This is a genomic window from Clostridia bacterium, assembly GCA_026414765.1.
Classification (GTDB): domain Bacteria; phylum Bacillota; class Clostridia; order Acetivibrionales; family DSM-27016; genus SKW86.
The window spans coordinates 73,879-96,601 of the sequence record JAOAIJ010000047.1; the positions used below are offsets into that span (position 1 = coordinate 73,879).

General features: G+C 41.5%; 6 protein-coding genes. All 6 read right to left on the bottom strand.

The genetic code is table 11. The features are described from left to right. Positions 1 to 45: 45 nt before the first annotated feature. From N3I35_18545 to N3I35_18570, 6 genes are read right to left on the bottom strand one after another with little or no spacing between them, the layout of a single operon-like run. Positions 46 to 1,236, bottom strand: coding sequence for a C39 family peptidase (locus N3I35_18545; GenBank protein ID MCX8132084.1), 1,191 nt, complete (start codon positions 1,234 to 1,236; stop codon positions 46 to 48). Positions 1,237 to 1,261: 25 nt separating this feature from the next. Further along, positions 1,262 to 2,524, bottom strand: a complete 1,263-nt coding sequence (gene fabD, locus N3I35_18550; protein MCX8132085.1) for an ACP S-malonyltransferase — start codon at positions 2,522 to 2,524, stop codon at positions 1,262 to 1,264. A 47-nt stretch (positions 2,525 to 2,571) separates the two neighbouring features. Continuing rightward, positions 2,572 to 6,282 (bottom strand): SDR family NAD(P)-dependent oxidoreductase, encoded by a 3,711-nt coding sequence (locus tag N3I35_18555; protein ID MCX8132086.1) that lies wholly within the window; start codon positions 6,280 to 6,282, stop codon positions 2,572 to 2,574. Positions 6,283 to 6,285: 3 nt separating this feature from the next. After that, positions 6,286 to 9,732 carry an amino acid adenylation domain-containing protein gene (locus N3I35_18560; protein MCX8132087.1) on the bottom strand — a complete coding sequence of 1,149 codons (3,447 nt, stop codon included), beginning with the start codon at positions 9,730 to 9,732 and terminating at the stop codon, positions 6,286 to 6,288. Between the two features lie 43 nt (positions 9,733 to 9,775). Beyond that, positions 9,776 to 12,832 carry a phosphopantetheine-binding protein gene (locus tag N3I35_18565; protein MCX8132088.1) on the bottom strand — a complete coding sequence of 1,019 codons (3,057 nt, stop codon included), beginning with the start codon at positions 12,830 to 12,832 and terminating at the stop codon, positions 9,776 to 9,778. Further along, positions 12,825 to 22,709, bottom strand: coding sequence for an amino acid adenylation domain-containing protein (locus tag N3I35_18570; GenBank protein MCX8132089.1), 9,885 nt, complete (start codon positions 22,707 to 22,709; stop codon positions 12,825 to 12,827). The genes N3I35_18565 and N3I35_18570 overlap by 8 nt, the downstream gene beginning before the upstream one ends. Positions 22,710 to 22,723: the final 14 nt, after the last annotated feature.

Consider the following 22,723-nt stretch of genomic DNA (forward strand, 5'->3'; position numbering starts at 1 on the left):
AGTCACTAACCCTTTACTAAATAATCTTATGAGAATTCATATGTCTTAAAACCCATCAAGATTATTTATTGAATTTTTTAGTTGAATGAATATCTCCTCCTCGTAATCCGCGAGAGCCTTAACCCTGAGAGAAATTTTGGTGTTTACCGGGTCCGGCTCATCCAACAAAGCCCCCTTCATAACAAGTGTGTGCACTGTATGCCACTTTGAGGATGCTGTCTCCAGTCCGGCAATAATTGTAGATATATCAGGCACATCATGATATACGCTCAGGGCTTTTAAGAATTTTGCAAACTGCCGTCTTCCCCGGACAATCTCATCAATCTTTAAAGATATAAGCCAGTTATAGAAATTGTTATACTCTTGAGCTTCTTTAACATAATCAATGTTTTTTTCAAAGTAGCCTGCAAATTCCCTCATGGCATTAAACGCTCCGGGAGTTTGCTTTTTGCCTTCGATTTTCAGCATATTATCCTTTAGAAGGTCAAGCCAGGGCAGCTGACTGTTTACATTTTCATCAAACCTGATTTTAGTTATTATTGGGCCAATACCTTCTTTAAGTTCATCAACCGAAATATACAATTGTTTTTCCGGTGAAGTGTATGGGTCTATATATATAAGGCTATTATTGAGGGAATCTATTCCAACCGCCATAAACGAGTGATAATAAAAATGACTCTTCTTATAATTAGGTGCACAAGGATTCCAATAAGAGTCTATCCAAATGATTAAAGGCCTTCCTTCTTCCAGTTCACTCTTAGCAGTATCCAGAACTTGTTCTAACGACTTTACCTCGCAGTTGAAAAGCTTAATGCCAAGGAAATCTTCTGCCAGCCGCTGGGAATCATTGATACCTGAATCAATCATATTACCAATGATTCCTTGCCTGTCAGCGTCCGGTGTAAATTCGAATCCCCATGAATCGGCAAAAACCACTTCATATTCCAGACCTCTCCAGACTGCCAGACTGGCTATCAAGTCCTGAGTACAGTCACAAGTAACATCATGAACGGAATCAACATTCAGTAAAATATAGTTTTTACGTAGACTTCTTACTATTTCTTCTTTTTTTTCCCCTATTGTTTTTAGCATCTCCTGTGTAAGTACCCCTTTTGGAGCCTTATAACGCAATATGTTTCCATCTACCCACAATTTTACCTTCCTATTGTTAAGTTCTTCCAAAAGGTTGTTAATTGTCTGGCTGCCGTCCTCAATGTTACCTATGTTCACAAGCATTTTGCCCCTCCAGATAGTTCGTCGATTATGCTGTATAGTCTTTAAACAAATCCTTTGTCCCTGTTGTTTCCAGTATTTTATTTAGCCTTTCCATCTGCTCGCTGGCAGGAACCTTCTTGGTGTTCAGCACATTTTTCAGCATATCCAAAGCCTCCCTGACCTCTTCGATTGTAGGCTGTCTGCCTTCCTTTTCCAGCTCATCACGCAAATTTGTCATTTTTCTATATGGCTCAACAACACCTTTTTGGTATTCCTGTTCATCCCAGTTACTGTTTTTTGTAGAGACAGCAGTCGCAATGCATTTAGTAATAACGGACATTCCTTGCTTTATGTCTTCCACTCCACTGCCATCCGATGATAATAGCTTCTTTGCAGCTTGTACGTCAGAGTCTACATCATAAGAAAATGTCTTTATGCCCGGAGCATTTTTCTTCATAAGATTTCTCAACACTGTCTGTGGCCCCAGCTCTATAGCCAGCTCAACTCCCTGCTTTTGTACAAACTCCATGGAAGGCTGCCATCTTACAGGCTGTACGATCTGCTTGGATAAATATTCAATTATGCTTACACTTCCCGGATATGGCATGGCAGTCACATTTGAAACGACAGGAAACTTCAGTTCATTGTATGAGTATTTCCCCATTTCTTCCATTAATTTTTCTGCAGCCGGCTTCATCAGGGGACTGTGGAAAGGAGCGCTTACTTTTAGAGGAATTATCCTTGCTCCAAGGGATGTAAGCTTTTCACCCGCTTCTTTTACAGCTTCTGAATGCCCTGATATGACAATCTGATCAGGAGAATTGTAGTTTGATACAACTACAGTTTTTCCATTAATTGAAGCCCTGACACAAACGTCTTCTATAACACTCTTATCTACTCCACTGACAGCCGCCATACCACCTAACCCCACAGGTACGGCTTCCTGCATGAATTTCCCTCTCTGCCTCACTATCCTTACAGCATCAGAAAAGTTTATCCCTCCGGCACAACATAAAGCAGAAAATTCACCCAGACTGTGTCCTGCTGCAAATTCAGGCTCTATACCTATTTCCTTCATATATACCCTGAATGCCGCTACACTGGCAGTTAATAATGCCGGCTGTGTATTCTCGGTTTTCGTCAATTCTTCCATACTGCCTTCAAAACAGAGCTTTTTCAAGTCGAAACCCAAAGTCTCGTTTGCTTCCTGAAAGATTTCTCTTGCCTCCGTATACAAGTCGCAAAGATTCTTTGCCATTCCAACGTATTGTGAACCCTGTCCCGGAAATAATAAAGCAATTTTTTTCATGTGATTTCCTCCAATCATAACTCTTTGTTTTGTATATTTAATTAAGTTTAAAATTCCCCTTCTTCAAAACCCTCTTCGCTGTCCTCTTCTTCTGCTTTGGCAGACTCTTCCGAATCCCCGTCAAACAATTCTGCCAGCTGCGCTACTGTAGCCCTCTCAAAAAGGCTTTGCAGCGTTATGTTCTTTTTAAACTCTTTTGCAAGCTCTGAAATCAGTGATGTAGCTAATAATGAATGTCCACCCAGATCAAAAAAGTCATCATTGATCCCTACAGGATAAACCCCTAGAAGATTCTGCCACATCTCTGCTATAACCTCTTCAGTTCCATTTCTCGGAGCTTCATAAGGAGTTTGAAGTTCAGGCCTGTTACTGCCTTTCTCCTTGTCTTGATTGACTACAGCTTTTCCCGCAGCAGTAGCCTTCAAATAATTCCTGATGTTTTCTAGCATGCCTGTGAAGTCTCCGGATGAAACTATTACCTGAGCAGATGCCTTTGATGATACAATTCTGTCAAGAAGATTCAAACCTTCCTTCACTGTAATTTTATTCTTTACCCTATCTCTTGACTTGCTCTCCGCAGCCATTCCTACCTCATCCCATTCATCCCAGTTTATTGCTACTGTGGATGTATCTGAGCAACTGTTTTTATAGTGGGCAAAAGCATCCAGGAAATTATTTGCGGCACAGTAATCGATAAAACCTGCATTACCCAGAATAGCGCTGCTTGAAGAGAACAACACAAGAATATCAAGTCTTCTATCCTTGAATAATTCATCTAATACCAGTGTCCCTTCAACTTTTGGGGTTAAGACTTTAGCAGCTGTCTCATCACTTTTTTCCTGAATCAACCCATTATCCGCAATACCAGCAGCATGTAAAACACCGTCTATATTTCCGAACTTCTCATCTGCTTTAGCGATAACCTTCCTCATCTGTTCGAGATTCGAAGAATCAGCATTTACGACCATTATTTGGGATCCCAGAGCTTCAATAGCTTTCAACTGTTTTATTTTTATGCTTGTTTTATCATCAGCACCATGTGAAGACAGCCATTCCTCCCAATTTTCTTTTTCCGGGAAAAATGAACGCCTGGTCAGCACCAGATTTACTTTTGCCTTTTCTGCCATATACCCGGCAAGTGCAAGCCCGATACCCCCCATTCCGCCTGTTATCAGGTATGTTTTTCCTTCACGCACAAAGCTTCTATCGTTGTCGGCTTCCAAAGTTATGCTTTCATGTGTCTGAAGCCATCTGTGCGTGCCCCTCAAGGCAATAATGAACTCAGGGTCTTTTGATGTTAACTCTGCCAGGATCAAACCTATGAGCTTTTCTTCCGCATCTGCTGTTTTAGGCAACACTATATCAATGCTCTGACATGAAATTTTCGTATACTCTCTCGGTATAACCTTACATGGACCCAATACTACCGCTTTTTCAGGATGAACTGTTTGCTCGCTGGAAATCACATGCATATTATTTGTTACAGCAGCCAGCCTTACATTTTCATCAAGTTCCAGTTCACCCAAAGCTTGTGCTATATACATCAAACTGTAGAATCCATCAATCTGGCACCTTTTTGAAGCTTCAATCCTGGAATACACATTGCTGTCCCCTGTTACATTCCAAAGATGAACTATATTCCTCAAAGGTTTATCCGAATCTGACACCTCATGGAACAGTGCCCTATAGTCAGCTTTCTTTTCAGGATTCAAGACAAATGTTGTATCATTTATCTTTCTGAATCCTTCTGCCTTACCAACCGTAATCACATATATGTTTTCTTCTCTGAGGGTTTTTGCGATTCTTGCCCCCATACCTGTCTCATCCTCAAAAACAATCCAGCATCCTTTTTTGTTCACATTTTTACTGTCAAATGATAATGAGGCTGCCCTTTTCCAGGATGGTAAATAAAGCCAATTGTTAAAATCCGTGTTGATTGTGCTGACCTGATTCTTTTTATTGACAAACTCCGTCATATTATACTGCTCTACCCAATATTTCTTCCTCTCAAAAGGATAAGTCGGGAGTGGAATTCTAAGCCTCTGTTCTCCTTCATGGAACTCTTCCCAATCTATGGCTGAGCCTTCTACCCACAGCTTTGCTAAAGCTGTCAGCATAACTTCTTCGTTTGCATTTTTCTCGCCAATAATTTTACTGGTCTCGGAGTATTCACTATCTACATTCTCAGAAATCCCGGAAAAAATGTACTGCCCCTCTTTTAGTTCAAGAAGACGTACAGCATCCTCCTTATTTTTACAGACAATGGCTCGCCTGTGCTCAAATTCCTTTCTGCCTATATGCAGTGTGTAAACAGCATCAGCAAAATTGACATTTGGATTGTCTTTGAAAAAACTCGCCAGGTTATCACACATTTTATCCAGTGCCGCAGGGGTTCTTGCCGATAAGGTTATCAACTGCCACTGTCTGGATGGAGCTGAAGATTTCGAGTCAGGAGCTTCCTCCAAGACAGCGTGGACATTTGTCCCTCCGAAGCCAAAGGAACTGACACCAGCTATCCTTGGCTTTCCGGTACTTTTCCAGTCTGTAAGCTTAGTATTTACATAAAAGGCGCTGTTTTCAAAATCTATTTTAGGATTTGGCAGATCAAAATTTATACTTGGCGGAATCTCTTTATGTTCCAAAGCCAGCGCAGTCTTTATCATTCCAGCTACGCCCGCACCTGATATGGCATGTCCGATATTACTCTTAACCGAACCTATTGCACAAAAACCTTTCTTTTGTGTGCTCTGATTAAACACCTGTGTAAGAGCCGATATTTCAATAGGATCCCCGAGTGAAGTGCCTGTACCGTGAGCTTCTATGTAACTTATATCTTCAGGGTTTACACCTGCAAGATTCTGTGCTGCTGCTATTACTTCAGCCTGACCTTCCCTGCTGGGTGCTGTAAATCCAACCTTTGTTGAACCATCATTATTAACAGACATTCCTCTGATAACTGCATATATGTGGTCACCATCTCTTATGGCGTCTTCCACACGTTTCATCAGAATCACTCCGACAGCGCTGGTAAAAATAGTTCCGTATGCATTGCTGTCAAAAGGCCTGGTATGCCCGTCGGGTGACCCGATCATTCCTGTCTGGTATAAGTAACCTGATTTCTGTGGAAGCTTTATCCCTGACCCTCCGGCCAAAGCCATATCACAGTGATAATTCAACAAACCTTCATATGCCATTGCAATAGCAGTCATTGAAGTCGAGCAGGCAGACTGTACATTTATGCTTGGCCCCTTAAAGTTAAACTCATATGAGGTTCTTGTAGCCAGATAATCTTTGTCGTTTCCTATTGCAATAGCCAGATCATCCTTTACTCCCAGTTTATTAAGCAAATGATAAAGGAAATAGTAGCTCATGTTGCTACCAGCATAAACTCCTACAGGATAATCATAGTCATTTCTTGAATAGCCTGCATCTTCCAAGGCCTCATAGGAACATTCAAGAAAGAGTCTGTGCTGAGGATCCATGTTTTCTGCTTCCCTAGGATTAAAGCCGAAGAAACCCGCATCAAACATATCAATGTCATCAAGTATTCCTCCCGCAAAGACATAATCAGGGTTATTCAAGCTTTCCTCATCAATCCCGCAAGCCCTTGCATCGTCTTTTGAGAAATACGAAATGGATTCTACTCCATTTTTAAGGTTATTCCAAAACTCCCTTATATTCCTTGCTCCAGGAAACCGTCCTGACATTCCTATAATAGCTACTCCCTCAAGTGCATTTTGTGTAGGCAAATTATCCATATTCTATCCTCTCCTGTGCAGTTGTTTTCTCATAAGTTTTGCTTCTTTTTGTCTCTGAAGCCTGTCCTCATTTTTGAGGAACGCAGGTTCCGCATTCTCACCGGATATGTACTTGGCCAGTGCGCATATTGTCGAATGAGTGAACAGGTCTATTAAAGAAAACTCCCTTTGAAATTGCTTGTTTAAGCGGTTATGTACCCTGGTCAAAAGAAGTGAATGCCCCCCAATTTCAAAGAAATTGTCGTTTATCCCCACATTTTCTAGTCCGAGCTCTTCTTTCCATATATTTGCCAATATGCTTTCAAGCTCATTCTTTGGCGCAACATACTCAGTCTTCTTTTCCAACTCAGGCAGCGGAAGCGCTTTACGGTCAGCTTTACCGTTTTGTGATAAAGGCATGGCATCCAAGAATACGAATAATTTAGGAACCATGTATTCAGGAAGAGCCTTTCCTAAAAAGGCCTTGATTTCATCTATTTCCGTTTTTGTATCCTTCTCACATACAATATATCCTACCAGGTGCATGTTCCCCGGCTGCTTTTCCCATGCAGTTACTATACAGTCCTTTACTGAGGGATGCTCTATCAATACTCTTTCAATCTCACCCAGTTCTATTCTTAACCCTCTTATTTTTACCTGGAAATCTATCCTTCCAAGATATTCTATATTACCGTCTTCCCTCCATTTTGCCAGGTCGCCGGTACGATATAGTTTCTTCCCGGGTTCCAGCGGATTGTCGGCAAATTTTTCAGAAGTAAGCTCAGGCCGGTTCAAATATCCCCTTGCCAGGCCAACCCCTGCTATGCACAGTTCTCCCGGTACGCCGACAGGCTGCAGCTGCAGCTTGCTGTCCATTACATACAGTCTGATATTATCTATAGGCTTCCCAATGGGAATACTATCCAGTTCATTGTCAGTAATGCAGTCAAAATAGGATACGTCTATGGTAGCCTCAGTAGGTCCATACAGGTTTGCAAGCTTTGTACCGTTTTTTGCAAGAAGGTTTTTAAAAAGGCTTACCTGTGCAGCAGTTAGAGCCTCACCACTGGCAAATACCTGTTTTAAGGATGCTACCCTGCCTGTTTCCCCCGTATCCTTCAAGTATTCCAGGAATGAATTAAGCATAGAAGGTACAAAATGCATAACCGTTATCATGTTTTCTTCAATCGCTTTTACGATTTTCCCCGGGTCCTTTTCAGCTCCAGGCTCAAGGAAACACACCTTCGCTCCCTGCATAGCCCACCAGAACATCTCCCATACTGATACATCAAATGTATAAGGGGTTTTTTGAAGTATAGTATCGCTTTTTATTAACGGATACATTTTCTGCATCCAATTCAGCCTGTTTACTAAAGAGTGATGTTCTATCAATGTACCTTTCGGCTTTCCTGTAGAGCCGGACGTATAGATCACGTATGCAAGACCGTGAGGGTCGGCCTTTCCGGCAAGATTTGATTTGTCACCGGTGTATAAAGCTTCATCCTCCAAATAGATTTTTTCAATCTTCTCACCTACATGAATATCGCTAAATTTTTTGTGAGAAAGTAATAATGAAACATTGCTGTCTTCCAAGATATAGTTTATCCTGTCTTGCGGATTGTGCGGATCTATAGGCAAATAAGCTCCTCCCGCCTTAACAACGGCCATTATCCCTATTATCATTTCGAGCGAACGTTCAAGCAAAATACCTATTATGCTTTCCTGTCCCATGCCTTTTTCACACAGTATCCTGGCTATCTGATTGGCTTTTTCATTCAGTTCTTTGTAGGTTAACTGCTTATCTCCAAACGAAGCAGCAATATCATCAGGATTTTTCAAAGCATGTTCTTCAAAAAACTCATATATTACTTTTTCTTCAGGGTACTCAGCATCAGTGTTGTTAAATTCCTCAAGTATCTGCCTTTCTTCTTTCTCTGTCAACAGCTTGATTTTAGAAATTCTCACTTCTGGGTTGGCAGCGATGCTTTCAAGGATATTCAGCAGATGATATCCGATTCTTTCAACTGTTGAAGGGCTAAACAAAGAAGTATTGTAATCAAATCCACCCTTCAAGCCCTGATCCGTCTCTGTCAACTGCAGCCTCAGGTCAAAGGGAGACATGCCGCTCTCTACAGCTAACTGCTCCATTTTGAGTCCTGGAAGATCCAGTTCAACTTTTTGAGTAGTATGTAAAATGAACATCACCTGGAACAACGGCGTCCTGCTTACATCACGTTCAGGTTTCAATTCTTCAAGCAGCTTGTCAAAAGGCAGCTCCTGATATGTATACGCATCAATGGTCATTTGCTTCACCTTATTCAACACTTCTGTAAAACAAGGATCATTTTCAAAATTTGTACGCATTACAAGAGTATTCATGAAATACCCGACCAGGCTTTCTACTTCTTTCCTGTTGCGGTTTGCAACAACCGTCCCTGTGAAAATGTCCGTCTGTCCGGAATACCTGCATAGTAATGCCTGAAAAGCTGTCAGAATCAACATGAACATGGTTACGCCTTCTTTGTTGCATATGCTCTTCAACTTTTCACTCAGTTCTCTTGAAACCCTGAATGTTTCAAAACCTCCCTCATAAGATTGACTTTTCGGCCTTGGATAGTCAGTAGGAAGCTGTAGTGTCAAAGGGTTTGCCAGCTGCTTTCTCCAATAGCTTAACAGTTCTTCCAGAGTTTCTCCCTGAAGTCTGTTTCTTTCCCATGAAGAATAGTCTGCATACTCTATTTCAGGCAAGGGAAGTTCAAGGTTTTTCTCTTTCAGGAATGCCTCATAAAGCTTGAAAAACTCTCCAACCAGGATTGCGTTTGACCAGGCGTCCGATATTATGTGATGTATTGTCATGGAAAAAACGTATTCTTCCTCACCTGTTTTAAAAAGGCAAAATCTGAATAACGGACCTTTCTCCAAATCGAAAATACGCCTTGCTTCATCCTTTAACACCAATTTGATTTTATTTTCAATCTCTTTTTTATGTACATGGCTCAGATCTACTTCAGCCAGATCTACATCAGCCTTCTTATTAATTACCTGTACAGGACTGCCATTTACATTTTTAAAAGTAGTCCTTAGTGATTCATGGCGCTCTACCAATTTTTCCAATGACTTTCTTATGGCTTCCTTGTTTGGTATTCCACTCATTTTTACTGCATTGGAAATATTAAACACAGGATTCCCCTTAGTAAACTGGTCAAAAAACCACATAGACTGTTGGGAGAAAGATAGCGGTAGATCTTCCCCTTCATCTCTGGATATCCTTTTAATCGGCTCTTTGACCGCTTGAGCCTCCATTTTTACTTGCTTAAGAAATGAAATAACCTCATTCTTTCTATTTGAAAGTTCACCGAGCAACTCCTTTGAAACTACCCCTTTGGGAGCCTGATAACGGAGAGCACCTTCTTCCAGCCAAAGTTTTACGCCCAGTTCCCTCAGATGAGTTAGAAATTCCAGTATCGACATATCTTCCTCCTAAGCTCAATATCTTTGTCATATCCGGCAAAACCTATAATGTACCTCCCTCAAGCTCTTCATCATCAGCAGCCGCTGCACTTTCAGCAGCCCATCTGTAAGTCTCTATCAACTCGGCTATCCCTGCAATGGTAGTGGTTTCAAAAAGTTTTCTCATAGGTATCTGGACATCAAACCTCTTACCAAGTTCTGTAGCTACTGCCGCTGCAATCAAAGAGTGTCCACCCAGTTCAAAAAAGTCGTCATATACACCTATAGTGTCGTATCCCAAAACATCCTGCCACTTATCAGCTATTGCCTTTTCAACTTCATTCCTCGGTGCTGTATAAGAGGTTTCTAATTCAGGACGAGGTCTTTTCTTCAGTTTTTCATTACTGTTTAAACCATACACATCCGATTTGCTGTTATTTTTCAGACCTACCGAAGATACTTCGACCTTTGGCGAAATATTGCCGAATTCCTTGCTCAGTTCCTCCAGACGTTTCTTTAACTCTAATATCTCTTCAAGCTGTTTTTTACGCAGCTCATTATCTTTTAAGCCTTCATCATCATCATCAAGATTTACAGTCAAAGTGATTTTCCCTTCTGTATATCCCGAATCGATCAATTCATCTGTTATTTCTTCCTTCTTTGAAATGAATACATCAGGCTGTTGGGCATCGACACTACGCTTTCCGGGTTCTATCCAGTAGCGTTGTCTTTCAAAAGGATATGTCGGCAATATAATACGGTGCCTCTTTTCATTTGAATAGAATTTATTCCAATCAACCCTTCCACCTGCCAACCAGAACAAACCAACACATTTTAGTAGTGCTTCCGAATCCGACTTGCCTTCATTTTTAGCTTGCATGGATGAAAGTATGGCTTGGTCTGCATCCTTTTTTCTAAATTTCTCAACTTCATCACATATTCTCTTTCCGGGACCTATTTCGATAAGTATCTGATCCGAATCCTTCAGTACCTCCTGCAAGCCTTCACTAAAGCGTAGTGCCCTGCGCTGGCGTATCCAGTAGTCCTTGCTTGCAGCATCCGAATCCGAAATCCAACTACCTGTAACACATGAGATAAACGGAATTTTAACTGTATTAAAATTGATAGTTGACATACTTTCCGGCAAGATTTCATCCCTGGAAGCAGCCATCTTCAATGCATCTTCCAGCGTCATGACCTCAGCTATACATGCCGCCACATATTCTCCTACACCTTCGCCAATCATATATTGAGGCTCTATCCCCCACTTAATCATCAGCTTAGCCAGTGAATACTCAATAGTAAACATCGCAGCCCTGCCAACACTGTACTCATCCATCTTTCTTGCAGCTTCTTCAATTGAAGTATCGGGATAAAGTAACTTACGTATGTCTATGTTTAATAAGCTTTCCAGTATCTTTCCGCATGAATCCACTGTCTTTCTGAAGAAGCTTTCCGTATTATACAGTTCTAAGCCCATATTCACATACTGGCCTTCTCCGGGAAACATAAATACTACAGGCTGCTCCTTTGGTTTTTGGAAATGAGAAAAGACACGGTCAGCTGGCATTGATTCTAAACTTGCTGCCAAATCTGCATTGTCACGGCACAGCACTACCCTGCGGTGATTGAAATTCCTTCTGCCCACATGTAATGTGAATGCTGTGTCAGCCAGGTTTATATCAGGATTTTTTCTCATATATTCCGCAAGGTTACTTGTCATCTTTTCCAGTGCAGTACCAGTCTTTGCCGATAATGATATCAACTGCCATGGTCTGCTTGATTTCTTAGAAGGTTCCAGTTCCGGTGCTTCTTCCAATATTACATGCGTGTTTGTACCACCTATTCCAAAGGAGCTTACTCCTGCCCTTCTCGGGAATCCATTTGTCTCCCACTTTGAAAGTTTGGTATTTACATAAAAAGGACTGTTTACAAAATCAATCTTGTGGTTAGGTTCTTCAAAATTCAGGCTTGGCGGTATTACCTTGTGCTCCATTGCCAGAACGGCCTTAGCCAGACTTGCAAGCCCTCCCGCATTTACAAGATGCCCTATGTTCGTCTTAACAGAACCGATAGCACAGAACTGTTTCTTTTTTGTATGAGATCGGAAAGCTTTAGTTAATGCTGCTATTTCTATAGGATCGCCCAGATCCGTACCCGTCCCGTGACCGTCAATGTATGTAATTGTCTCAGGGTCAATTCCTGAAACAGCTATAGCTTCTGCAATACACTCAGCCTGCCCATCCACATTTGGGGCTGTATAACTGTTTTTATTCGAGCCGTCATTATTTATTCCCGTTCCTTTTATGACAGCGTGTATATAATCACCATCTGCTAAGGCATCCTCAAGTCTTTTCAATGCTACTATGACGAGACCGCTTCCGCTTACTGTCCCATTAGCTTTAGAGTCGTAAGCACGGCAGTGGCCATCTGAAGATCCGATTCCACCTTCCTGGTAGAAAAAGGCCTCGTTTCTTGAAACCTGAAAGCTGACACCACCTGCAAGGGCAAGGTCACAGCTGTAGTTTTGAAGGTTCTGGCATGCATAGTGCAATGCAACCAGTGAAGATGAACACAATGTATTAACATTTACGCTTGGCCCCATCAGATTCATCTTGTATGATACCTTTGTGGATAAGAAATCCTGTCCGTTTGCAAGCATGATTTTAAACGTTCCTACGCTTTCCACCAGGCCTGGGTTTGAATAAAGATTCCGTATCATATATCCGCTTAAGTTTGCACTTCCAAATACCGCTACTCTTCCATCATACAGTTCGGAGTTATATCCTGCGCGCTCAAGTACTTCCCATGCGCTTTCAAGAAATAGTCTGTGCTGGGGGTCCATGACTTCAGCTTCTCTTGCTGAGTAGTCAAAGAAAGATGCATCAAACTCATCCATCCCGTCGAGAATCGCATCTGCAGCTACAAACCTTGGGTTATCCAGCAAATGTTCATCTATACCCATCTTTAATAATTCATCACGATTGAAAAACTTTACAGATTCTACCCCGTTGTAAAGGTTATGCCAGAATTCATCGACATTCTGTGCACCCGGGAAACGCCCGGTCATGCCTATTATAGCTACGTCACCCATAGAATTGCTTTCTTCATAATTACTCATCGATTTCCACTCCTTTTCTTCGTTGCATTTGCTGCCTTCTTTGCTTCATGAACTCCAATTGTTTGTTTACCCTGCTGTTAACCTCAGTAAAAGCAGGCTGCTCCTCTGAAGTACTGCTGTTATTAATATATTTGGACAGTAATGATATGGTATTGTATTTATACAGATCGACAACAGCTATATCTGTTTCAAATGCTTCTTTTAGTTTTGAATGCAACTGTATCAACAACAACGAATCTCCGCCAAGTGCAAAGAATTCGTCATGTATACCTACTCTTTCCATACTCAGTGTATCTTCCCATATTCCGGCAAGTTTCTTTTCTATTTCATTTTTGGGCGGTACATATTCATTTTCCAATTCAGGTCTTGGATGTAACGTTCTGGAAGCTGCTGCCTCATCAAGAGACTCCTTCACATTTGGCTGATTCAAGTAATTGGCATCTTCAATAGCTGTCTTTATATCCTTAGTTGATACAATAACCTGAGGCCTGAAACAGCCATTAATAATTTTCTTAAAAGCTTCCTTACCCTCATAAGCTGCAATCCCCTCGTTCATCACTCCCGGTTTACCTTTAAATGAATCCTCGTACAGCTTTCCTATACTTACATATTCTGACTCATGAGAGCCACCTGACGTCTTGCTCCTGATATTCGCCGCAGCAGCTTCCCCTGTCAGCCTCATTGAAAAGTTTCTTATCTCTGCCAGTTGAGTACCATTACCACTGAGTATATCAATATCACACGTTATTACTTCCTGTAGGGAACCGTACCCGTTCTTAAACCTTATATGCCCGTAAATCTTTTGTTCCAACACGCCTTTTATAATAAGCCTTTCATATGAGAACGGCAGGAAATTTCCTCCTCCGGCCAGCCTCAGTGCTCCGGTTGCCACATCCAGCAAAGCTGGGTGAAGCTTGTAGTTGTCCAAATCAGCATTAAAATCTTGTGACATTTCAACTTCAACCAGACCTTCATCAGACCCAAGTGAAAATCTTTTCAAAGATCTCCATCTTCCTCCGAAGCTGATAAATTCTTCTGAAAGTTTTTGTCCCTCGCCGGATGCAAATACTGTCCGGCTGTTGCATCTATCCTTAAGTTCCTGAATATTATATACAGTATTGTTCCTTTCATTTGAAGCCTTGATGTTCCCCTTCACATGTAAAAGCCAGTTTGCTGTTTCAGCCTCTTCTCCGTGCGGTTTTGAGACTATACGAAAATCAAACGAACCGCCGTTTTTATTCATTACCGTAAACACATCACGGCTTTCACCTGTTTTTACCGCCAGCGGATTAAGGAAAATCACTTCACTTATCTGGGCATTTACTTCTCCGGTGATATCTTCAAAGGCAGCTCTTGCCATTTCAAGATATGTTGTACCTGCAATCGTAGGTACACCGAGGACAAGATGCTCAGACAACACCCAATCTTTATCAGGAGAAAGTTCTCCCGCATATATAATCTTTTCTGGACTATCAGATATGCACTTCCCTAATATGGGGTGCAGTTCTTCTTCCTGCAAGTCTGATACCTGTCCCAATCCTTTAGCCATACCTACACCAGGCCATCTATCCCAGTCAATTGATATGAAACGCGTACCTCTGCGCGAGTCGTGTGCATGAGCGAAGGCATCAAGGAAGGCGTTTGCAGCACTGTAATCTATTTGCCCGAATCCGCCTGTAATTGCATTGAGTGAAGAGCAGAGCATAAAGAAATCAAGTTTGCAATCTTCAAATGCTCTGTATATCTCTATAGTTCCCTGTACTTTTGGTGCAAGTACCTGTTCTGTATTTTCTTTCTTTTTAAACTGGATCATTCCGCCGCCCGGATTACCAGCAGCGTGTATAATACCGTCAACTCTTCCGAATCTGCTTTCAACCTGCCCGCGCAGGTTTTCCAGTTCATTTTTATTAGTAACATCCGCCTGACAGACAAGTATCTCTGCACCCGCTGACTGATATTGCTTTAACTTTTTTATCTTCCGGGATACTGCATTCTTCTTACCGTGACTCTCTATCCAATTATCCCAATCCGCCTGTTCAGGAAATTCTGACCTGCTGACAAGAATCAATTTTGCTTTCATCTCTTGAGCAAGGTACTCTGCAAGAACAAGCCCTATTCCACCCAAACCTCCTGTCATCAGATAAACCCCATTGTTTTTAAGTTTTACGGCAGAATTCTCTTTTTCATCCAGCTTTATTCTTTCATAGGTTTCTGTCCAGCGCTGCAGCCCACGGTATGCAACCATATCCTCATCCGAATTTGAATAAACCTCCAAAGTCAGACACTCAAGCATATCCTGTTCATCTATGCTGTCCGGTTCAGGTAACATCAGGTCTATGCTGCTGCATTTTATATTGGGATATTCCCTCGGTATAACCCTGCACGGTCCGAGATGCAATGATTTTTCCGTATAAATAGTCTTTTCATTGACTATTTTATGTAAATTGTTAACTACCACCTTTACCCGTATCATAGAAGACCATCCCTGGCTTCCGATTGCCTGCGCCAGATAGAGCATGCTATAAAACAGCTTTTCTCCACAGCCTGAAGCTTCCCCGCTTTCCACAGCCGCGTCTCCCTCTGTTATCCCGAACAGGTTTACGATTTTTGTAGGAGTTATACCCACTCCTGACATGTCTTTCAACATATTGTCATAGTGAGTATAGTTGCCGACATTAATAATGTAGTTTTTGTTATCCATCTTTCTGTATTCTTCTCCTGAAACAGCAACTATAACTTCACCCTTTTGATCCTTCAGACACTTTACAAACTTGTCGGTAAAGTAGTTTCTCTCCAACAGGACAAGTAAAACTTCGTTTCCATTTTCACTGCCGTAAGCCAAATCTTCGGTAGACTGCTTCCAAACAGGAGTATAAAACCACTCGGACAACTCTGACCGTTTCATCGCCTTTAAATTAGGTTTTTCAGTTTCTGCAGGTACAGTTTTCTTTACCCAATAAGACTGCCCTTCAAAGGGATAGGAAGGAAGAGACACACGTTTTCTCTTCTGTCCTTCATATAACCTTGCCCAATCTAGCTTCGCACCGTTTAGCCAGAGGTTTCCCAATTCATCCAATGAATACTTTCCAATATCATCATGTATTGTCTGAGAATTTGAAGAAGCTTGCTCTTCTATACTGCTGAAAATCCTACCTGAATCTTCGCCACGTTTTTCCAGAGCATCGATGGCATCTGCAATGGATGTACATATGAGAAATCTTCTACATTCAAATTCCTTTCTGCCTATTTGTAAAGTGTACGCAATGTCAGCCAAATCTGAATCCTTATTTCTCTTAAGGAAGTCTGTAAACTGTACTGTCAAGCGTTCCAGGGCTTTGTCGTTCTTTGCTGAAAGTACAAGCAGGTATTGAGCATTACAACATGTACTGCTCTCTACAGCCGGTGCTTCTTCAAGCACTGCATGAGCATTCGTCCCCCCTATGCCAAAGGAACTGATGCCTGCCCTTAAAGGACTGTTCTCACTCTTCCATTCATTAAGTGTGTTGTTAACAAAAAACGGAGTGTTTTTGAAGTCTATTTTAGGATTTGGACTTTTAAAGTTCAAACTTGGAGGTATCTTCTTATGGCGCAGTGCCAAAACGGTCTTTATCAATCCGGTGACACCTGAAGCGGCATCAAGATGCCCTACATTAGTCTTAACCGAACCAATAGCACAATACCCCTTCTTATCGGTCTTTCTGCTAAATACCTTAGTCAAAGCTTCAATTTCTATAGGGTCCCCAAGAGGAGTTCCCGTTCCGTGTGCCTCGATATAGGTAATTGTGTCCGGAGCTATACCTGACTTCGACTGAGCTTCTTCTATTGCCTTCGATTGCCCATCGATGCTAGGCGCAGTATAACCCATTTTCAATGCACCATCGTTATTTATAGCCGTACCTTTAATAACCGCACTGATGCTGTCTCCATCAGAAACTGCGTCTTCCAGTCTTTTCAGCACTACGACACCTGCACCGTTTCCACCGACAGTACCTTTTGCCTGTTCGTCAAAAGCCCTGCAGTGCCCGTCAGGTGAAAGAATCATGCCCTCCTGGTATAAATAGCCTGCCTTTTGAGGCATACGTATGCTTACACCTCCGGCAAGCGCCATATCGCATTCTCCGCTTATAAGGCTCTGGCAGGCAAGATGTACGGCAACAAGCGAGGAGGAACAAGCCGTCTGGACTGTCACACCAGGTCCCTCAAGGTTCATTTTGTATGCTACGCGTGTAGCTAAGAAATCCTTATCATTGCTTGTCATTATCTGGTAGTCGTTTGCTAAACCTTTAGAACGGTCATCCCACAGGTTTTTAGCATATGTATTCATACCCACACTAGCATATACACCTATCAAACCATTGTATTTTCCCGAATCATACCCTGCATCTTCAAGGGCTTTCCAGGACTCTTCCAGGAAAATTCTTTGCTGAGGATCGAGAACCTCAGCTTCTCTCGGATTGTATCCGAAGAAATGGGCATCAAATTTATCTATATCATCCAAAGCTCCCCATGCCTTTACATATCCCGGTTTCTTCAACACATCGGGAGCAACGCCTTCTTCCATCACCTGCTCATCTGTAAAGCGGGATATTGATTCAATTCCGTTACAAAGATTTGTCCAGAATTCTTCAATATTTTTTGCACCGGGGAATCTTCCGCTTAAGCCTATTACTGCAATATCCGTTTTACCAGTCTTTTCTTTTTTCTTTTTAGCTGAGCTGCCTTCTGTCTGAGCATCTTCCTCACCACTGATAAATCTGGCCAAAGTACTTACTGTGGGATATTTGAACAGTTCCATCATTGATATCTCTTTATTCAAAACCTTCCCGATTTTACTTCTCACCTGTGCCAACAGTAGAGAGTGGCCTCCCAAATCAAAGAAATTATCATTTACACCTATGCGCTCAAGTTTTAATACATCCTGCCATATGGCAATAAGACTCTTTTCAATTTCACTTGTCGGCGCTGCATAGTTTGTGCCTAGTTGAGGTCTAAAACCTTCAGGCATAGGCAGAGTTTTCCTGTCTATCTTCCCATTAGGCGTCAAAGGGAATGAATCCATAACCATAAACGCAGCAGGAATCATATAATCAGGCAATTTTTCCCTCAGATATTTACGGAGCTTCTCTGTGCCCAATTCCTCTAGCCCTTCCTGAGAAGAAGGAACTATATATGCGGCAAGAAATTTTTCTCCGGAATCCATTTCTTTTGCTACAACGACACTTTCCTTAACAGAAGGATTTTGGTTCAGTAATATCTCTATTTCACCAAGCTCGATCCTAAATCCGCGTATCTTAACCTGATGGTCTATACGTCCGACAAACTCAATATTTCCATCAGACCTGTATTTCACCAAGTCACCAGTCCTATATAAGCGCTCGCCTTCCTTTTCATTGAAAGGATTCGGTATGAATTTTTCCTCGGTCAATTCGGGTAAATGCAAATATCCGCGTGCCAATCCATCTCCGCCAATCAGCAATTCTCCGGGTATTCCCACAGGTACGGGATTCATTAGTTTGTCCAGAACATAAACCTGTGTATTTGCAATAGGCTTCCCAATATGAACTGCACCTTCACTGGCTTCTACCGCGGCTATTGTGGACCATATTGTTGTTTCCGTAGGACCATATACATTCAGAAGAATAGAACAACTGTCCAGCAACTGATTGGCAAGATCTCTCGGCAGCGCTTCTCCTCCGCAAAGAATCCTCAGGTCGTTTTTCCCGCTCCAGCCCGATTCGATTAGCAGCCTCCATGTGGCAGGCGTTGCCTGCATTAAGGTAATACCATGTTGGGATAACATTTTTATCAGCCTGTCACCGTCTGTAACCTCATCCCTTTGTGCTATAACCACACTAGCACCTGTAATTAAAGGCATATATAGTTCTAGTCCGGCTATATCGAAAGACAATGTCGTCACTGCCAGCAAAGCATCTTTCCGGGTGATCTCCGTTTTTTCTGCCATAGAAACCAGGAAGTTTACCAGAGCACCTTGTTCTATCTGTACTCCTTTAGGTTTTCCTGTAGAACCTGATGTATAGATTACGTAAGCAAGGTTTTTTGCATCGTATTTTCTGGCCGGATTTTCTGTACTGTACCCGGAAATTTTATCCCATTCGGTATCCAGGCCAATAATCTGAGCATTATTATCCGGTAGTGAAGCGGATAGTTTTTTTTCAGTGAGTATGATCCCCGTCTGAGAATTATCAATCATATACGCAAGCCGTTCTTTGGGAAAAATAGGGTCCATCGGCAGGTATGCGGCTCCTGCCTTGTGAATGCCCAGCAATGCAATAAGCATCTCTGTAGAACGGTCAATATAAATACCTACAATACTTTCCTGTCCTACACCATGATCTGACAAGTAATGCGCCAGTTGGTTGGAGTACTCATTTAACTCCTGGTACGTCAGGCTGCTGTTTCCACAAACCGCCGCTATTGATTCCGGTGTCTTTTCTGCCTGTATTTCAAAAAGTTCCGTCCAATTCCTTGTATCACCATTATCTTGGAAAGTATCATTCCATTTGCAAAGTAAAGTATCTTTTTCTTTCTTTGTGAGGATTTCAAGCCTGTCAAGTTCTTCCCCGGGATTTTTGATTATAGCTGACAACAATTGTTTATAGTGTCCTGCCATTCTGGTAATGGTTTCGCTACTAAACAGGTCAGTGTTATACTCAAAATCAATCGCAAGTTCTTCACCTGCTTCACGTAAATCCAGTGCAAGATCAAACCTGGAGTATCCTCCGTCTATGTCTATGGTTGAAACATTTATTTCCGATAGTTCCATTCTTGGCAGAGGTGTATTCTGCAGGCCGAACAGCACCTGGAACAACGGATTCCTGCTCATGTCACGCTTAATATGGAGTTCCTCAACAATTTTCTCAAAGGGTACGTCCTGGTTTGAATAAGCTTCCAGAGTTACCCTCTTCACTTCTTTAAGAAGTTCTCCGAAACTGCTTTTTTCAGAGAAACTAGTTCTCAACACCAAGTTGTTTGTAAAGAACCCTATTAATCCTTCTATATCTTTTCTGTTCCTGTTTGCAATAGGTGAGCCTACAATTATATCCGTCTGCCCTGAATAACGGTACAGCAGGACTTTAAACGCTGCCAGAAGTACCATAAACAGTGTAGCATTCTCTTTTCTCGCGTAACTCTGGAGCTCCCGCACCATTTCCGCGGGGATTATACCTGTGAATTTTGCACCGTTATATGTCTGTACCGCAGGCCGCTGTTTGTCAGTCGGGATATCCAATACGGGCAATATTCCTCCCAGTTTGCTTTTCCAATAATTCATCTGCCTATTTATTGAATTATTCTGCATTCTATCTATCTGCCATTGTGCAAAATCCATGTACTGAATACTTAATTCAGGTAATTCCTCTCCGGTGTTATGAAGCAGTGCTTCATAGCATGCAAAAAGCTCTTTTAGAAGTATTCCGAAAGACCAGCCGTCAAAAACTATATGGTGTACTACCAGTATAAGTATGTGTTCATTTTCATCAAGGCACAATAATGTACCTCTTAGAAGGGGAGCCCGCTCAAGGTCAAAAGGTTTCATCGCCTCACCAGTTGCTATAACCAAGGCTTTCTTATCCCTTTCCTTTTCTGGAAGGCTCTTTAAGTCTATGTATTCCAGAGTTATGTTTATGTCAGGATTCAGTACCTGAACGGGATTTCCATTTTCCTCAATGAATGATGCCTGCAATACCTTATGTCGTTTTATAACCGCATTCAGGCTTTTTGAAAGTATGCTCTTTTCCAGCTTCCCCTTAAAGGAAAGGGCCGTATAAAGATTGTACTGACGGCTGTTTGCATTCAGGCGGTCCAAAAACCATAGTCTCTGCTGACCGAAAGAAAGGGGCAATGTTCCCGTCTTTCCGGAAATGGGCACAATCTTGTCAAAGGTATTCTCTTCAGTACGATTTGAGTTGCTTATAGCATTAGCCAGTTTTTCTATTTCGGGATTGTCAAAAAGCTCAGACTGATCCAGTTCTACTCCAAAAACATCCCTTATCCTTGATATCAATTGGGTGATACGCAGAGAATCACCACCCAATTCAAAGAAATTATCTCTCGTTCCTATTTCTTTAATATTTAGTACTTCAGACCATATAGCCACGAGTTTTTCTTCGATAACATTCTTTGGTGCCTCGATTTTCCTCTTGCTGAATTCATCGGCCATAAGGGTATGTATTTCATGCTTTATTGAATCGTATTCTCCCTTGATATAGCTTTCTCTCAGCTTAAATCTTTGTACCTTTCCGCTGGTAGTTTTGGGAATGTTTTTAACCGGAATCACCTCAGAAACCTCAATTCCCATTTTCTGGTTTATTATCCTTTTAAGATTTATCACAAAAGGAATGAAGTTCTCTACTTTTGACTTGAATATAACGAATAAAATCAGTTCATCACACTTCAATTTTTCGTTAAATACTCCGGTGGCAGCTATTTTCCCAAGCTCTATTCCATCTATGCATTCACCAACCCGCTCAATATCATGGGAATAATAGTTTTGTCCTGCTATAAATATTACATCCTTTGCACGGCCTGTAATTACAAGACGCCTATCCCTCATAAATCCTAAATCGCCAGTATTTAGCCATCCGTCTGCTGTAATCAATTGTTCTGTTGCTGCTTTATTATTATAGTAACCAGAAGTTACATTTCCGCCTTTAATCTGAATATATCCTATCCTGTTTTCGCCTAAATCGTAGTTTTCTTCATCACATATACGGACATGGCAGTTGTATATGGGATATCCTACATCTATGAAAGTAACTGCCTTGTTGTCTTCTTTCGGAATATCAACAACTTTTTCACCGACTTTCAAAGAGTCACGGCTTAACGTATGATATTTGAATTTTTCCTCAAGATTTGGGAAGGTAACTGCAATAGTTCCTTCCGCGAGCCCGTAAACAGGAAACATTGCATTTCTGTTCAGCCCATAAACTGACATTTTATCAAGGAATTCATAACACAAATCCATGGAAATAGGCTCGGCTCCATTATAAATCAGCCTGACCCTTGATAAATCCCACTTTCTGTTTTCATCAGGTTGGTAAAACTTTAAAAAATGTTTGTACCCGAAATTCGGTGAATAGAGTAATGTAACTTTATGCTCGCTTGCTTTTTGCATCCAGAGCGAAGGATGTCTTATAAAAAGCGTAGTCTGAATGTTATATTGGTTTATACATGCAATTACGTCCTTGATATGAGTACCGATCAATCCCATATCATGAGTAAGTGGCATCCAGTTCAGACCCACGTCATTTGAATCTATGCCTACCCATTTAATAACTGAGTATAAATTTGCAAGTACATTACTGTGTGTGATTATTACACCTTTAGGATCACCTGTAGAGCCTGAGGAAAATTGAATAAATGCTATGTCTTCAGGACTGGAACAGTAAATTTCCCCGAGATTTTCCGTCTGTATCAGAGAATCTACAAAAGCAGCTCTCTCCTTGATTATACTCATCTTTCCTCTAAGGCCGTTCTTTTCGGCAAAAGCATCCAGCTTACCTAAAAAATCGGCAGTTGCGATAATTCTGGGGTTATTTAATACACCCCATATCTTAAATAGTTTCATCTTGTGCTCATCGTTAGTACCTGTAGTAACCGGCACAGGTATCATGCCCCCAAGAATACAGGCCCAGAACGTATAAACAAATCTTTGATTGTCATCAATTTGGAATATTACCTCATCGCCTCTTTTAAAGCCGGCCTTCTGAAAATCATATAAAAGCCCTAGGGCTGTGAAATACAGTTGTTTGTAGGAAACGAAAACTTCTTCCGTATCTCCCAGTATAAAAGTAATTCCTTTATTCTCCTCGCTTTTCCTTGCTATAATCAATTCTGTCAAAGTTCTGTAATCGGACATTTACTTTACCCCCA

Excerpts from the sequence above, each read along its gene's own strand:
- N3I35_18560 (MCX8132087.1), bottom strand. The coding sequence starts at position 9,732 with ATGTCGATACTGGAATTTCTAACTCATCTGAGGGAACTGGGCGTAAAA.
- N3I35_18555 (MCX8132086.1), bottom strand. The coding sequence starts at position 6,282 with ATGGATAATTTGCCTACACAAAATGCACTTGAGGGAGTAGCTATTATA.
- fabD (MCX8132085.1), bottom strand. The coding sequence starts at position 2,524 with ATGAAAAAAATTGCTTTATTATTTCCGGGACAGGGTTCACAATACGTT.
- N3I35_18545 (MCX8132084.1), bottom strand. The coding sequence starts at position 1,236 with ATGCTTGTGAACATAGGTAACATTGAGGACGGCAGCCAGACAATTAAC.
- N3I35_18570 (MCX8132089.1), bottom strand. The coding sequence starts at position 22,709 with ATGTCCGATTACAGAACTTTGACAGAATTGATTATAGCAAGGAAAAGC.
- N3I35_18565 (MCX8132088.1), bottom strand. The coding sequence starts at position 12,832 with ATGAGTAATTATGAAGAAAGCAATTCTATGGGTGACGTAGCTATAATA.